Annotated in this window: 13 protein-coding genes; 3 read left to right on the top strand and 10 right to left on the bottom strand. The window is 57.2% G+C overall.

All coding sequences use genetic code 11. The features are described from left to right. The first annotated feature begins 6 nt into the window (after positions 1-6). Both L1A08_RS05940 and L1A08_RS05935 read left to right on the top strand, forming a co-directional pair. On the top strand, positions 7-1,329 hold the full coding sequence (locus tag L1A08_RS05940; RefSeq protein ID WP_238755296.1) for a coproporphyrinogen-III oxidase family protein: 1,323 nt from the start codon (positions 7-9) through the stop codon (positions 1,327-1,329). A 205-nt stretch (positions 1,330-1,534) separates the two neighbouring features. After that, the gene (locus tag L1A08_RS05935; protein ID WP_238755294.1) at positions 1,535-2,071 is read left to right on the top strand and encodes a hypothetical protein; all 537 of its coding nucleotides are present in this window, start codon (positions 1,535-1,537) and stop codon (positions 2,069-2,071) included. Between the two features lie 51 nt (positions 2,072-2,122). Here L1A08_RS05935 and L1A08_RS05930 read toward each other — a convergent pair whose 3' ends face one another. The 10 genes from L1A08_RS05930 to L1A08_RS05885 all read right to left on the bottom strand — a co-directional run bounded on the left by L1A08_RS05930 (position 2,123) and on the right by L1A08_RS05885 (position 14,891). After that, on the bottom strand, positions 2,123-4,504 hold the full coding sequence (locus L1A08_RS05930) for an ABC transporter permease subunit/CPBP intramembrane protease (RefSeq protein ID WP_238755292.1): 2,382 nt from the start codon (positions 4,502-4,504) through the stop codon (positions 2,123-2,125). A gap of 92 nt (positions 4,505-4,596) precedes the next feature. Further along, positions 4,597-5,355 carry an ATP-binding cassette domain-containing protein gene (locus L1A08_RS05925; protein WP_238755290.1) on the bottom strand — a complete coding sequence of 253 codons (759 nt, stop codon included), beginning with the start codon at positions 5,353-5,355 and terminating at the stop codon, positions 4,597-4,599. 252 nt (positions 5,356-5,607) lie between these two features. Continuing rightward, positions 5,608-6,669, bottom strand: coding sequence for a DUF1559 domain-containing protein (locus tag L1A08_RS05920; RefSeq protein ID WP_238755288.1), 1,062 nt, complete (start codon positions 6,667-6,669; stop codon positions 5,608-5,610). A gap of 321 nt (positions 6,670-6,990) precedes the next feature. Then, the gene (locus L1A08_RS05915) at positions 6,991-8,046 is read right to left on the bottom strand and encodes a DUF1559 domain-containing protein (protein WP_238755286.1); all 1,056 of its coding nucleotides are present in this window, start codon (positions 8,044-8,046) and stop codon (positions 6,991-6,993) included. Positions 8,047-8,426: 380 nt separating this feature from the next. Next, a complete protein-coding gene (locus L1A08_RS05910; RefSeq protein WP_238755284.1) occupies positions 8,427-9,482 on the bottom strand; it encodes a DUF1559 domain-containing protein in 1,056 nt (351 codons plus the stop codon). Between the two features lie 199 nt (positions 9,483-9,681). Next, a complete protein-coding gene (locus L1A08_RS05905; RefSeq protein WP_238755282.1) occupies positions 9,682-10,740 on the bottom strand; it encodes a DUF1559 domain-containing protein in 1,059 nt (352 codons plus the stop codon). Positions 10,741-11,238: 498 nt separating this feature from the next. Further along, positions 11,239-12,336 carry a DUF1559 domain-containing protein gene (locus L1A08_RS05900; RefSeq protein WP_238755280.1) on the bottom strand — a complete coding sequence of 366 codons (1,098 nt, stop codon included), beginning with the start codon at positions 12,334-12,336 and terminating at the stop codon, positions 11,239-11,241. Positions 12,337-12,594: 258 nt separating this feature from the next. Continuing rightward, positions 12,595-13,464, bottom strand: a complete 870-nt coding sequence (locus L1A08_RS05895) for a heme-binding protein (RefSeq protein WP_238755278.1) — start codon at positions 13,462-13,464, stop codon at positions 12,595-12,597. An 84-nt stretch (positions 13,465-13,548) separates the two neighbouring features. Then, complete coding sequence (locus tag L1A08_RS05890) at positions 13,549-13,902, bottom strand: DUF1499 domain-containing protein (RefSeq protein ID WP_238755277.1); 354 nt, start codon at positions 13,900-13,902, stop codon at positions 13,549-13,551. A 131-nt stretch (positions 13,903-14,033) separates the two neighbouring features. After that, positions 14,034-14,891: an MBL fold metallo-hydrolase gene (locus L1A08_RS05885; RefSeq protein ID WP_238755275.1), complete on the bottom strand. Its 858-nt coding sequence runs from the start codon at positions 14,889-14,891 to the stop codon at positions 14,034-14,036. A 127-nt stretch (positions 14,892-15,018) separates the two neighbouring features. Between L1A08_RS05885 and L1A08_RS05880 the strand changes: the two genes are divergently transcribed. Beyond that, complete coding sequence (locus tag L1A08_RS05880) at positions 15,019-16,122, top strand: glucose 1-dehydrogenase (RefSeq protein ID WP_238755273.1); 1,104 nt, start codon at positions 15,019-15,021, stop codon at positions 16,120-16,122. Positions 16,123-16,197 lie beyond the last annotated feature (75 nt).

Raw genomic sequence — 16,197 nt, 5'->3', positions numbered from 1 at the left:
TTTGTTATGTCTACCGATCTCCCGCTTACTGAGTCGACGAAGACTGAGGTCGGCAGTTACTTCATCAGCAATTATCCCGCCTATTCGGTCTGGAACAAACCAGATATCGCTCAGGCCCGGGAAGCGTTGGAAAGTCCTGCCGACACGTCTGTGCCGTTCGGGATCTACACCCACATCCCGTTCTGTCGTAAGCGCTGCAAGTTCTGCTACTTCCGCGTTTATATTCAGCAGAACGCGAAGACCATCCAGCGTTACGTTCAGGCCATCGACGACGAGCTCCGCATGCTCTCCGAACTGCCGGGCGTGAAAGGCCGACGGGTGGATTTCGCCTACTTCGGCGGAGGCACGCCTTCCTATCTCAGCTCCAAGCAACTGCTGCAGTTGCGCGATCGTCTCAGCCAGTCGGTTTCCTGGGAGACCGCGGAGGAAGTCACTTTCGAATGTGAGCCGGGCACATTGAATTTGGAAAAGGTCCGCACACTCAAAGAAATCGGGATCACCCGAGTCTCCCTCGGCGTGGAGAGCTTTAACGACAAGATTCTCGAGATCAACGGCCGCGCCCATCTCTCACCGGAAGTCGAACGGGCTTACGGCTGGATTCAGGACGTCGGCTTCCCGCAGGTCAACATCGATCTGATTGCCGGAATGATCGGCGAGACCGACGAGAACTGGCACCGCAACATCGACAAGGCGCTCGAACTCGCACCGGACAACATTACCATCTATCAGATGGAGCTCCCTTACAACACCATCATCTCACAGGAGATGAAAGAGACCGGCGCGGCCTCACCCATTGCCGACTGGCCAACAAAACGCCGCTGGGTCAGCGAAGCCATGGACCGCCTTCTCGAAGCCGGCTATGGCGTGGCCTCCGGGCAGGAGTTCATCAAGAATCCCGAAACCGATCGCTTCCTCTATCGCGATCACCTGTTCCGCGGACATGACATTCTGCCTCTGGGCGTCTCTTCGTTCGGTCACCTCCAGGGCATTCACTATCAGAACAACGATCAGCTCGAACCGTATATCGAAATCGTCGAATCGGGCGAACTGCCGATCAATCGTGCCTACGTGCCGAGCGATCGCCAGAAGCTGATCCGCGAATTTGTGCTTCGTCTCAAGGAAGGTGTGATCGACACCGGCCCAATGGACGAAAAGTACGGCGTCAACGTACTCGAAGAATTTTCCGAAGCACTGGAGAATCAGGAACGAGCCGGCTATCTCGAAGTGGATGGGCAGACGGTTCGCCTCACGCGGAAGGGACTCCTGCAGGTCGACAGCCTCCTGCCGGAATACTTTGAACCGCAGTATCGGAAGATCCGCTATACCTGATTCATCGCCGTGGACTTCCTGCGGCTCCTTCCTCGAATCGATTCCCGCCCTTCTCCGCATAATCGTCTCAGATGGATTCACTGCGGAGAGTCTCCCGCGACGAACTGTTCGACTCGATTTCTCGATGACATCGGTCTGCCGTTCCGTTAGGTTAGCAGCGGGAAAACGTGTCCGCCCGACGAACCTCGAAACGTAGTGGTTGCCCGTGAACGCACTGATTGAACTGCAGTCTCTGCTCGACCTGTTTCCGGATCAGCCGCCCCTGCTCCAGGCCGCGGAACACGTCCCCGGTTCGACAACTCCGGAGCCTTACAAGAGCATGCTCGTGCACGAGCATCACATGACCGTGACGATGGAGAACTACCATCACTGTCAGGTCGAAGTCCAGGTGCTTGATCGCAATCCCGACGAGTCGAACTACAGCCGCAAGATTCTGCTGCTTAAGGAAGGCACCGACAAGGTCGTGCAGTTCGGCATCGTCCGCTTCAACTTCCAGTACGTGACCGAGCAGGTCAAGAACGAGATCATCGCCGAAGAGACGCCGCTCGGCCGCGTTCTGATCACGCACAACGTACTCCGGCACATCGACCTGGGTGCCATTCTTCGCGTCGAGTGCGGTCCGACTCTGGCCCGGCACTTCAACTGCGAAGTCGGCACGGTCACCTACGGCCGGCTGGCCACGATCTTCTGCAACAACCGCCCAGCCGTCGATCTGCTCGAGATCTCTTCTCCACTCGAGTAACGCTCGCGAAGCCTCCCGCAGTACAAAGTGACGAGAGGCGGATGCCGCGGCTTATGACTCGGCGCTCTGCGGTCCCTGGACGGGCAGCGGGATCGTTCGCTGTTTGATGAGCCAGGCGATCAACAGACCGCCGAGCAGTCCCGCGATCAGGACAACCGAAAGGCGATAGGTCGTCCCGAGTTCGGAAGTCACCGTCAACTGCTGCGTCCAATGACCGACCCAGTCGTTCTGCTCCCGAATCGCTCCCAAATTCCCGTGCAGCACCCCCATCGCGTTATTCACCAGATGGAACAGCATGCATGGAATAATGCTGCCACTCTTGATTGCCAGCAGGCCCAGAAGAACGCCGAGAAGCGAGGCGTTGAACACCTGCTGGGGAATCATGTGCATCACGCCGAACAAAATCCCGGAAAGCGTAATCGCGAGCCCGTGCCGCCCGGAGTGACGGAATCCTGAGAGAATGAATCCACGAAACGCGAGTTCTTCACAGATGGCGGGAGCCACGGCGAAGGCCAGAATCAGCCAGATCCACGGAACACTGCCATCCGACATCGTTGCCAGCGCGGCCTGGGCATGAGGCGGCAGCGAAGGGAAGAACCACGCCAGTCGCATGGCCAGTTCGACAACGACCGGATGCAAAAGCAGCGGTAGCAGCAGGCCAAGCAACAGGTATTTCGCCCTGGGCAGGCGCAGCTGGAAGGTAAACAGCGGGTTGTTCGTCAGCAGGATTCCCATGAACAATGCCGGACAGGCGATAATCACCAACTGCTGCACGACCAGCAGCCGAAGCATCGTCCAGCTTTCCTGGCCTTCCGGCGCATTCTGCAGCGCACTGCCAAACGTCTTGAGCAGCGCGAACTGCAGCAGCATGATCATCACGAAGCAGAAGATCGCTTCGGAGAAACTGGGGATCGATTCCTTATCCCGCAGCAGGTGTCGAATCCACAGCCGCACGTTGAACCGCTCGGCTTCCCGGAACAGGACTTCCTCGCGCTGGAACTGATCGATCGCCCAGGCGAGCGCCAGTCCGCTGTAGGCGAAGCTGCTGACGAGCACGGGGATCACGTACCACATCAGTCCCGGCTGGGAATTCGAGGTTAGCAGCATCCCCTTGAGCAACAACGCCGGGCCCATCACCGGAATCAGACTGTAGAACGGTGTCAGCTCCACGGCTGGAGACAGGCAGAACACCGTCAGGCCCATCGTAACGGTAAGCAGCGGCGTGAGGTAATACTGCCCTTCTTTCGTACTCTTGGCGAACAGAGCGAAGGCAAGACTGAGCGAGGCGAACAAAGCTGCCAGGGGAATCGCCAGGATGCCAACCCAGACCAGGACATCGAGTCCCGGAATGGCCACATCGCCCACTGCGGAGAGTTCCCCGCCGCCAGCGGTATTCAACACATGCAGACCGGTCACGCCCATACTCACCAGATTGAGCAGAGCGGTAATCAGGCTGAACAGCAGCACGGTGAGGAACTTCCCAACCACGATCTCGCTCCGGAGTGCTGGGCAGATCAGCAGCGTTTCCATCGTGCCGCGTTCTTTCTCGCCTGCTCCCAGGTCGACGGCTGGGTAAAAGGCGCCGGTCATCGCCATGATCACCAGCATGGCCGGAAACAGTTTACTCCAGACATTCGCGGCCAGTTCCTCGCCCTTGGCCAGATCGACCCGCTCGGCGTTGATCGGCTGTGTCAGATCCGCGGGGAGATCGGCCATGGCGAGCCGTTCGCTCAACACCGCCTGTTCCCAGCTGTCAAACGCCTCGCGGACCCGCCCGTAGGCGATCAGCGACTTCTCGTTCGCCGAGTTGCGGATGATGGTCGGCTGGAGACGAAGTTCATTGTCCAGGTTCGGCTCGCGAGCGGCGAGCCGTTGATTTTCACGGCGGATATATTCATCGAAGCCTTTGGGAATGACGATCAGCACCTGGATATTCGCACGGGCAAAGTACTCGGCGATCTCCTCGAGCAGCGACTCGATCTGCCCCTGCTTCATCGCGACCATCTCCGGGTCACTCTCGGCCAGTGACTTGACCCCATCCCGCAACCGCTTGAGTTCATCGAGCCTCAACCGAATCTCCCGGGCCAGCTGAAGCGCTTCCTGCTCCGTGGGAGTTCGCGGTGAAGCCTCTTCATCGTTGGGCAAATCCGAGACGACCTGCAGGGTTTGCGAGTCTCCTTCGGCAACGAACCAATGGTCCAGAATGCGGCTGCCATCCTGCGACAACAGCGGCGGACTCGGCAGGGATTCGGCTCCAAGGATGACCACGGTTCGTGGCTGCTCCGAGAAGAGCAGCGTCATCTGCATCATTCCGATGCCCATGGCCGGGTAAAGCAACAGCGGCAGGATGACCACCATGAACAGCGTGCGTCGATCACGAAGCTGGTCGGCAACTTCCCGGAAGAAGATCAATCGTATGTTACGCCACGTCATCCGGTTCCCGTACCCGTCTCGTCCCTGGTCCTGTGCCTGTTGCCGGAGCTCTCATTGTAATCGATGCCCGACCCGCGAAAAATGTCAGCTCGCTATTCGAGTTCCAAGGCGTCCTGATCCGCCTGCCGAATCAGATCGAAGAACAGCTCTTCCATTTCCGGCTCGTCGTATCGAGTCGAGAGCTCTTCGATCGTTCCCGACGCCAGAATCTGTCCTTTATGAATGATGGCCACGCGATCACACAGTTTTTCGACTTCCCGCATGATATGCGTTGAAAAGATGATCGATTTCCCCTTGGACCGGAGGGCATCGATGGCTTCGAGCAGAGCCCGCGCCACCAGCACATCAAGTCCTGACGTTGGCTCGTCGAAAATCAGCACCGGCGGATCGTGTACAATCGTCCGGGCAATCGACACCTTCTGTTTCATTCCCGTCGACATCTTCGATCCGAGGACGTCCCGAACGTCTTCCATCTTCAAAGTCTGGAAGACTTCGTGAAGCCGATGCTGGAGCAGATCTTCCGGCAGACCATAAAGGCGGCCGAAATACTCCACCAGCTCCCAGCCGGTCATGCGGTCGTAAATGCCGGTATTACCCGACATAAACCCAATGTTCTGACGGACTTCGGCCGGATGATGGGCGACATCGAACCCGGCCACAATCGCCTCCCCAGCCGAAGGTTTCAGGACCGTGCTGAGAATCCGCAGACAGGTCGTCTTCCCGGCTCCATTGGGGCCCAGCAGACCGTAAATTTCGCCGGGGCGGACTTCGAACGAGACATCCTCCAGCGCGTACACCCGCCCTTTGCGGAGGTCTTCGAAATGCTTGGAGAGGTGATTGACCTTAATCATGCAGACCCGATCCGAGGGCGGGAGGCTTCATCGGTAGTGTGGTTCGCCGGCACTATCAGGCGGGCGAATACACCTGCTACGAACGACGCGGACGAATTGCTGGCGCAGCGGGTGCCTCTTCGCATCGTATCGACTGAAAAAGCAGGGCGGAATCAATAGAAAAGCCCGCTGCCGGTGCAACGGGCTTTTTTTGTCGGAAGTGGACGCACGGGCGGAACTTAGAACTGCTCCCCCGAGAGGAGGGATTCCGGTCTAGAACTCGCCGATGACGAGGCCGTCATTCTTGTGGTGAAGTCGCTGCCAGAGCCCCATCACGCCAGCCAGAGCCGTTTTGTTCGAGAAGAATCCCGGGCTGTCGCCGCACGAATTGGCTTCGTTGCGGAACAGGCAGCCTGCTTTGAGCGCGGCGTTGTGCGGCGGGACGGAGGTGTCGGCGCCGGTCTTTTCCAGAATGTGCTCGATGTTCTCGGAGATGAACCGGACGGAACCATCCGCCATCAGGAACTGAGCGCCGCCATCATGCTCGCTGCCGAACCGGATGTTGGTGTAAACGGAGACCGGGGTGTTCTGAATCGGATAGCGGGCGTAGTTCAGGTAATGATCCTGGCTGCTCGCGAAGTCCGAACCACCCTGGACCTGAGCAGAACTGTTTGCTCCCAGGAACGAACCGCCGTTCCAGACGGAACCAGCTTTCTCACCCACAGCGATCGTGTTGGACGTTCCGTCTTTGATCGAGGCCATTGTCGAAGCGGGCGCGGGATCGATGGTGAAGAATCCGCCCGAGGTCCGCATGTTCGTGCCATCACTCCAGTTGAACGGTCCGGTCGACCCATAGTAGCTCGTGCTCGGCACCGACGACATGTAGTTCAGGTTGCCGTTGGTGTGAAAGGCACGACGCGGGCTACGATCGGAATCGCTGGGGCAGATAACAACTGGAGGAGAGATCAAATTCTGGATGACGGTCTTGTTGTTTCCCTGGAACACGCCGAGCGAGAAATCGAGCTGATCGTAGGTCGGCCCCTGCTCCATGAACGGAAGCAGCATCGCGCCCCAGCTGAAGCCGTTGCCGAATTCCTGGTCGGTCGTCGAGTTCGGCACATCGAAGAAGCCGCGAATCTGTCCCGGGGGGAACACAGAATGCGTGTCGTGGTAGTTGTGCAGAGCCAGTCCCAGCTGTTTCAGGTTGTTCTTACAACTCGAGCGACGTGCCGCCTCCCGGGCCTGCTGGACGGCCGGCAGCAGCAATGCAACAAGGATCGCAATGATTGCAATCACAACAAGCAGCTCAATCAGGGTAAAACCGCGGCGTTTCATCGATACGTCCTGGCGAGAAAAGGGAGGATGATTCCGGGGGGAAATGACAATCGATCGGGCGGAATCAAGACCGATCTACGATGCGGATTATCACCACGGCCAAATCATAATGTCAAGAAATTTGCCTCCTCGCAGACAAAGAATTTTGACCAGCCCGGAAAACCGTCCCCTCCAGCATGGTCGCCCAGTCGGATCCTGACATCCAATCGCCAGAAATGACAAAAGAGCGACTTCCGGAATGCAGAAGTCGCTCTTTATCAAAAAGGGATCGCTTCAGCGTCCTGTGCGGGACATCCTGCTCAGGGCGTCGAGCACTTCCCTTTAGAACTCGCCGATGGTCAGTCCATCATTCTTATGGTGGAGACGCTGCCAGATGCCCATAAAGCCCGCCAGGGCGGTCTTATTGTTCCAGGCGCCGCCGGTCCCGTCTGCACATCCCCCCGGGTTATTCGTCCAGAGACAACCGGCTCCACGGGCGGCTGTTTCAGTCGCGTGACCTTCGGTCTCGAGAGTGTGGTTAATGTTTTCCGAGATGAATCTCACGGAGCCATCCGCCATCACAAACTGCGCGCCGCCGTCGTGTTCGCTACCGTATCGGGTGCTGGCCGCATACAGCGTCGAGTTGAACTGGTTCGTCAGCGGAAAACGTGCATAGCCCAGATACCAGTCGGGACCATTGCAGAAGTCCTGTCCCCCTTTGGCAATGCTCGAGTGGTTGTAACCGAGGAACGATCCTCCCCCCCAGACCGAACCACACTTCTCTCCGATGGCAATCGTGTTCGACGTCCCATCCTTTACAGTCGCCATCGTCGAAGCCGGGGCGGGATCGGTCGTAAAGACTCCACCCGAATACTTCACGTTCGAACTGTCGGCGTAGTTGAACGCACCGGTCGAAGCGAAGTAACTCGTGTTCGGAAGCGACGTCATATAACCGGGTTGTCCCGACGTATTCGCAGCCCGCAACCGGGGACGATCGACGTCGCTGGGACAAATCGCGAAGTCGAAGAAACTGAGATTCTGAACGAACGTCTTATTGGTGCCGAGAAAGATGCCCTGTCCAGCATCAAGTCCATCGTAGACGGCGGACTCTTCCAGGAACGGAAGCAGCATGGCTCCCCAGCTGAACCCGTTGCCATGCTCTTCATAGGCCGGACTCGCCAGGGGACGATATCCCCGAATCTGTCCCGGAGGAAAGACAGAATGGGTGTCATGGTAGTTGTGCAGAGCCAGTCCCAGCTGTTTCAGGTTGTTCTTACAACTCGAACGACGTGCCGCCTCACGGGCCTGCTGAACGGCCGGCAGCAGCAGTGCGACGAGGATCGCAATGATCGCGATCACGACGAGCAACTCAATCAGGGTAAAACCACGGCGTTTCATCGATAGATCCTGACAAGAAAAGGAAGAATGATTCCGAGGGGAAAGGGAAATCGATCGCAGGGAATCACAAACGATCAACGATGCAGATTATCACCGTGGCCAATTCATTCTGTCAAGGAATTTGTGACCCCGCCGAAAAAGATTTTCGACCTGTCCACAAGCTCCCTTCATCCCTTCGTGGTCGCCCACGTAGATACTGCCCGGACCTGACTTTGCGGCGACGGATCGATCAGCTTTTCGGTCACGCGCCGAACTGGAACTGGCCCCGGACTTCGGTTGCCAGGAATGAGAAATGGGCGACCTCCGCAATGCAGAAGTCGCCCATTCTCAGAGAGATTTCGGTGTCGTGTCCCGTACCCAGGGCAGCTGTCGATAAGCGGCTAGAACTCGCCGACCACCAGACCATCCCGCTTGTGGGTCAGTCGCTGCCAGACACCCATCAGATTGGCGAGAGCCGCCTTGTCCCGGAAGGCTCCGGTGGAACCGTCCGCACATCCGCCGGCCCCATTGCGCCACAGACATCCGGCTCCATTGGCTGGTTTGTGCCACATGTCGGCGTCCGTCGTATCGAGAATGTGATCCACGTTCTCGGAGATAAAGCGGACGGCTCCGTCGGCCATCAGGAACTGGGCTCCACCGTCGTGCTCGCTTCCGAAGCGAATATTCGCCCCATAAGGAACCGGCAGCTTATTCGAGATCGGATAGAGCGCGTAGTTCAGGTACCAGTCCTGGCAGCAGGCTGGATCGGAGTCGCCGATCGAGTGCGTGTTATGCTGAAGTCCCAGGAACGACCCACCAGCCCACACTGACCCAGAAGCTTCTCCGACGGCGATGGTGTTCGAAGTTCCGTCTTTAATCGTCGCAATCTTTGATGGCGCAGCCGGATCGATGGTAAAGAACCCGCCAGACAGCCGCGGGTTCGTGCTGTCACTCCAGTTGTTGAAGGCTCCGGATGATCCGAAGTAGCTGGTATTCGGCAACGACGACATGTAGTTCGGCGTTGAACCTCCATGGACGCTTCTCAGCTTGGGACGCTCGGTATCACTCGGGCAAAGAACAGCATCGATCGGCCCCAGTCCAAGGATCAGAGTCTTGTTGGATCCTTCGAAGATTCCGATCGTGAAGTCCATCTGATCGTAGATGGCCCCCTGCTCCAGGTAGGGAAGCAGCATGCAGCCCCAACTGAAACCGCCCCCCATTTCCCGGGTGGGACTGGTCATCCGACCGCGGATCTGTCCCGGCGGAAAGACGCGGTGAGTGTCGTGATAGTTGTGCAGTGCCAACCCGAGCTGCTTCAGGTTGTTTTTGCAGGAGCTGCGGCGGGCGGCCTCGCGGGCCTGTTGCACAGCCGGCAACAGGAGGGCCACCAGAATGGCGATGATTGCGATAACAACGAGAAGCTCGATTAATGTAAATGCTCGACGTCTCAGGATCATGTTCGTGTCTTTCGTGATATGAACAGAAAATATGTGGCGATGTTCGACATGAATGAAAACGCGTGCGGAGCCGACTGTCGTTCAGTCAGCTCTGCACGCCGGCCCGTGGCCAGAAAACCCGTTGTGCTCTTTCCTCCTTCTGTGCTTGCGGATTCAGAAAACAAGAAATAACAGTTTTCGAAGGGATGCTTGATCGGGTTTAGAATTCGCCGATCACGAGTCCATCCCGTTTATGATGCAGCCGTTGCCAGACTCCCATCAGACTCGACAGAGCCGCTTTGTTATCGAACTGTCCGGTACCCCCGGAACCGCAGGACTGGTTACTGTCAGTCCGCCAGAGGCAACCGGCTCCGTTGGCAGCTTTGTGGTTCGCGTCCAGATCGGTTTTCTCGAGAATGTGATCGATGTTCTCGGAGATGAAACGAACGCCGCCGTCAGCCATCAGGAATTGAGCGCCTCCGTCATGCTCGCTCCCGAAACGAATGCTCGCTCCGTATGGAGCCGGAGCCTGATTCGTGATTGGGTACAGAGCGTAAATCAGGAACCAGTCTTGGCAGCACGCAACATCCGCACCCGGAATCGTCTGGGTATTGTGCTGAACTCCCAGGAATGAACCTCCGCCCCAAACCGCCCCGGAAGCTTCGCCGATGGCGATGGTGTTCGAAGTGCCGTCCTTAATGGATGCCATGGTTGATGGCGCAGCCGGATCAATCGTGAAGAAGCCCCCGGAGAGCTTAGTACTGGTACTGTCACTCCAGTTGTTGAATGCTCCCGAGCTCCCGAAATAGCTCAAATTCGGCAACGATGATACGTAATTTGGTGTCGTGGAAGCATGGATGTTGCGCAGTCGAGGTCGCTCCGTATCGCTTGGACAAAGCGCTACATCGATCGGCCCCAGACTCTGAATCAATGTCTTGTTAGCTCCTTCAAAGACGCCGATTTCGAAATTTAACTGATCGTAAATCGCACCCTGCTCGAGATAAGGCAGAAGCATCGATCCCCAACTGAATCCGTTACCGTACTCCAAGTTAACAGACGAATTTCGGCCGCGAATTTGTCCGGGTGGAAAGACTGAGTGCGTGTCGTGGTAGTTGTGCAGGGCGAGGCCGAACTGCTTCAGATTATTCTTACAGGCGCTTCGACGAGCCGCCTCCCGGGCCTGCTGAACGGCGGGCAGAAGCAGTGCAACCAGAATGGCGATGATCGCGATGACGACGAGAAGTTCGATCAATGTAAATGCGCAACGTTTGGTGACCATGAGGGCCCCTTTCAAGATGTATTCGATAAAACTGTTGCGTCTGACAGGTTTTCGTTACACAGAACGCACTCAGACCGGGCGTTCTGGTGGCGGGCTAACAGCCCTGGCATGGATCGATGGCATCTCCTTTAACTGAGAACGGGAAGAAGCGCTGTTACGGGTTATGAAGGTTCCAGAGCAGAAAGCGTGAGAGACGCGAGAAATTCTCTTTCGCGCAGTCACATTCGAAGGAAAACAGGTTGAACATTTCCAAAGCCCGAATCGGGCAAGGCTACGCGAGAAATCACGCCGCCAGAAACGAAAAAAGATCGCTTGCCCGGAGAGCGAACGATCAGATCGATGAACAGGAAAGAAAGGAAAGACGGTCATCGGCCACGACATGTCGTGCGGATGACCGTCTTGAGTTAACGTCAGACCAAGTCATGATTCCATTGAGCCGCGAACCGGATGCCACCTGAATCGGTGAGACCTGAAAGCAGTCCGCGTTGAATCTTGTCGTTAAAATTCGCCGATTACGAGACCATCCCGCTTGTGATGCAGCCGCTGCCAGACACCGAAGTGATTGGCCAGGCCAGGTTTGTTATCAAAGTCGCCAGGTGTCGTCGCACACGAATTGGCCTCAGCCCGCCAGAGGCAGCCGCTGCCGTGAATCGCTTCGTGCTTTACCGTTGACGTATCGTTGTTGGTCTTCTCAAGAACGTGATTAATGTTCTCGGAGATAAAGCGAACTGAACCATCCGCCATCACAAACTGGGCACCGCCATCGTGCTCACTCCCGAAACGCCACGATGCGTAGGTCGACACGGGCCCCTTATTGGTGATTGGATAGAGGGCGATCTTCAGGAACCAGTCCTGACAGCAGGCATTATCGCTGCCACCGATTGTCTGCGTGCCGTTCTGAACGCCGAGGAACGAGCCGCCCGTCCAGACTGATCCCGAAGCTTCGCCGACGGCGATTGTGTTCGAGGTTCCGTCTTTAATCGAGGCCATGTTGGAAGCGGGAGCCGGATCGATCGTAAAGAAACCACCAGACAGTTTTGTGCTCGTACTGTCGCTCCAGTTGTTGAATGATCCCGAGCTACCGAAATAGCTCATTCGTGGAGCTGATGAAACGTAATTGGTCGCCGTACTGGCATGGATCGAGCCTTTAACCGGACGCTCAGAATCGCTGGGGCAGAGGAAGACCGGAACGGGAGCCAGGGAGTTGATCAGGGTCTTGTTCGTTCCTTCAAACAGTCCGATCTGCCAGTTCATGGCGTCGTAGATCGTGCCCTGCTCCAGGAAGGGGAGCAGCATCGCGCTCCAGGCAGCCCCGTTGCCGTACTCGCCGGCGGTCGGAGTGGATCGATAGCCGCGCAGCTGACCCGGAGGAAAAACCGAGTGGGTGTCGTGATAATTGTGGAGAGCCACACCAATCTGCTTCAGATTGTTTTTACAGCTTGAACGGCGGGCCGCTTCCCGGGCCTGCTGGACGGCCGGCAGCAGCAGGGCGACCAGAATCGCGATGATCGCGATGACAACGAGCAACTCAATCAGAGTGAACGCGGAACGGAAAGTTGGATGACGACGCGAAAACAGAGCAAAACGCGATTCCATGGAACCACACTCCAGAAAGGATATGAAACGGACCGAAGACGCTTCGTGTCCCGTTTAAACACCGACAGGTGAAAATCGATTCGCGCCAAAGAATCAGAATGATTCGATTTTTTGATACTTACTGAATCTAAATCTGCGTACCCAAATGTACAAGCAAAAAGAACTCGCAATTCACCCGGCACCGATTATTTCGCTGGACTGGTCTTATCAGTTCCCTTCCTGGAGACGCGGCTCGAGTCGCCGCTGCAGCCGAATGGCTCATCTTTCGTTATCGACCTGTCTCACAGGGATCTGGACTTCAAAGTAGCGGTTGAACGGCAACACGAATGGACTGTTGTAAGCCATCGTGCGCATCGCTCCAGTTGCTTCATATTCCGCACCTTGCGTCTCCAGCCATTCCTCCAGCCGCTTGACCGCGAAGTCAAGTTCGCTACGTCCGGCTGTGCCCCGGCAGCCGATCGACACAAACTTCCCGGCCGGCACGTCGACCACTTCCACGCGCTCGTCGGCGGGGTCGGCTCCCGTGCTGCCCATCTCCGGCTTTCGATAAAGGAAGGCCATTGATTCCTGATCCGCGTCCGGCCCGGTCGACTCGTAATTGATCTCAACCGGTACCGTCATCGCGATTTCGTTCCGCTTGATGTGGCCGAAAAGCCTCATGAAGGTGCCGTCCTGGCCATTGGTCATACCAGCTTTGGCAATTCGGTAGCCAGGATAAGTTTTCACTTCGATGACATTCACCGGCGTGATCTCAGGGAAGCCCTGCGGCAGCTCGCCTTCGACCACAGGGACGAACGTCAGCGATTCGCGAGCCCACTCCAGCTCCCGCCGCATTCGCTCGATCATCTCACTTTCCGTGGACTGTTGCTGTGCCCGCTCAACCGCCTCCCGCAGCATGGCGACGCCGTAATGGTCCTCGGGCAACATCTCGCCAGCCCGATGGGCAACCTCCTTCCAGTCCTCCATTGTCGAAGATTTCTTCAGAGAACGATCCTGCAGAGCCTGCTTGAGCACCTCGGCGGCTTCGAGAACCTCCTCAGGGATCTGGTCACCGGCCCGTCCGAGCCCGGCAGCGAACACGAGAGCAACAACAGCCGAGACACTGGCGAGAACACGTTTTCGGAACATGGAACCTTCTCCTGAGTGCGAAAGACACGATACGACGTCACATGTTCGTTCTAGACACCCTCTGAGGTGGAACAAGGGAAAGCCTCAGGAAGCCGCCTCGAACTTCTGTCGGATCTCATCAATCCGCTTGCGGTTCACATTGAAGTCCCAGGTGCCGAGCCGGGCGGCGGATCGGAAATGAATGACCCCAGCCGCTTCGTCGATTACGAACTCGATATCATCCACGAACCGAAAGACGAGACTGCGAGCCTCGGCGTGCAGATAGTCGTCCCGTTCCTCGACAATCTTTGTACGGGGCAACGATTCCAGAATGCTTTTGAGCCGTTGTCGAGCCTCATCGACAGAGCCTTCAAACGGGATCGGCTCCATTTTCTGCGAATCGAGGGTCGCCTGGGTCGAAACGCAGTTCGGAGTTTCCGGGCAAGGTTTCAGCGTCATCCCATCAACTCCTGTTTCGCGTAGGGGTGTCATGGCAAATCGAACCAGAATCGCCAGGACGCAGAGAGTGACAAAGATCAGGGCCAGATGCAGCCGCTTTCTTCTTCTGGTTCTGGCGGACGGTGGTTCGCTCATGACTGGGAAATCGCTCCCCACTGGTACGGGTCATGATCGAACAGCAGCCACCAGCCGCGATCCTGAATCAGCTCCATCAGCTTCAGCTTGTTCTGCCGGGTCTGCAGCTGATACATGTCGTATGCCATGCACCACGCCATCGGACAATGAGCGGCCGTGGCACAGAGATCTCCTGCATAAACCGCTCCTTCGTCGCCACTTTCCAGCAGGATCGACTGATGCCCGAGCGTGTGCCCCCCGCTCTGCCAGACGCTGATGCCGGGAACAATCTCGTCGCCATCCGATACGAGCCGCAGTTGTCCGGTTTCCTGAAGGATCTCGAAGTCGGCGCGGAAGTAGGAGCCTTTCAGCTCTTCGGCATCACTGCTGGCGGCTTCCCACTCACTGCGGTTGACCACGTATTCGGCGTTAGGAAAGGTCGCCACGATCGTCCCATCGTCGGCCTGACGCGTTCCACCTCCGGCATGGTCAAAATGGAGATGCGACAGAATGACCCGGTCGATCCCCTCCGGAGAAACCCCTACTGCCTCAAGGTTCATCACCAGGGCGTTCCCATCCTCGATGGCATGATGAAAACGGAACTTCTCAGGCAGCTTGGAGCCGTAACCGGTGTCGATCAGAATCCGTTCCGTTCCTGTTTCGACGAGAATGCAGTTCGTTTCCTGCAGAATCGTGTTTCGCTCGTCCGGCTCGAAGTGCTTCGACCAGAGCTTTCGCGGGACGACACCGAACAAAGTGCCGCCATCCAGACGGTACGTTCCCCCGGAAACGGCTGTTATGCGTAGATCTCCCAGTTGCATGGTGCGCGAGGCGGGAGCGGGACGGAATTTCTCAAGGGGTGCATTGGACGACAATCGGTGGCTCCTGTATTCTGGTCCGTTCACTTTTTAATGATAGCCTACCCGTTTTGATTTGAAATCACAGAACCAGCCTGAAGCGGCTCCGCCCGAGCCGATGCGTGAAAACAGAGAGTTTCCTCCCATGAAAGCGATCGCCGTCCATCCCGGTAAGGCGCACACTATGCACCTGCGGGACATCGATAAGCCCAGCATTTCGGATATTCCGAATGGTCGCGGCGTGCTCGTGAAAGTTCTCCAGGTCGGCGTCGACGCCACGGACATGGAGATCAACGAAGCCCTCTATGGAGCCGCGCCGGCCGGCGACGATTACCTCGTGATCGGTCATGAAGCCTTCGGCATCGTCGAAGAAGTCGGCAGTTCTGTCACCCACGTGCAGCCGGGCGATTACGTCGCCTGCACCGTTCGCCGTCCCGGCAAGTCGATCTACGACCGCATCGGTCGGTCTGATATTACGAGCGAGGAAACGTACTTCGAACGCGGCATCAACCTGCTGCACGGCTTCATGACGGAGTACTTCGTCGACGACGCCGAGTTCATTGTGAAGTACCCGGGGGCTCTGAAGAATCTCGGCGTACTCGCGGAACCAGCCAGCGTTTGTGCCAAGGCCATCGAGCAGGCTTACGCGGCTCAACAACGTCTGCAGGTCTGGGAACCGAAAACGGCCTGGGTGATGGGAGCCGGTCAGATCGGCCTGCTCGCTACGATGATGCTCAAGCTTCGTCGGCTCGATGTCTGTACGATCGCTCGCAGTCCGGCCGAAGGAAACCTGAAAGCCGAGATCGCGGAGAGCTTCGGGGCTCGGTATGTCAGCACCAAGAATCAGAGTCTCCACGATGTCGCTCGCGAACATGGTCGTCCCGACCTGATCATCGAAGCGACCGGGAACAGTATGATCGCCTTCCAGTGCATGAACGTCCTGAATCTGAACGGGGCCCTGGTGTTGACCAGCGTGACCGGCGGATCGCGAAGCACGGAAATCGAGTCGGACAAAATCAACCTGGAGTGGGTGCTCGGTAACAAGCTGCTGCTCGGTTCGGTCAACGGAAACTTCCGTCACTTCCAGTCGGGCATTGCCGATCTGGCCCTCGGCTCATCGATGTACCCGGGTGTGCTCGAGCGAATTCTGACGCATCCTGTCGATGGCATGGAGAAGTACGAACAACTTCTGCCGCTGCTTTCCGATTCGAGTGTACTCAAGGTGTTCGTCAACATCGCCGAAGGTTAATGCCGCTGGCGAACCGCTGCCTGAATATCGTGTCCTGAGGGCGTTTTCATCGCCGGAGTTGACTCCGGTTCCTTA

The organism is Rubinisphaera margarita (genome assembly GCF_022267515.1).
GTDB classification, from domain to species: domain Bacteria; phylum Planctomycetota; class Planctomycetia; order Planctomycetales; family Planctomycetaceae; genus Rubinisphaera; species Rubinisphaera margarita.
The sequence above is the reverse complement of the archived record's forward strand: the minus strand, read 5'-3'. Positions and strand labels throughout refer to the sequence as shown.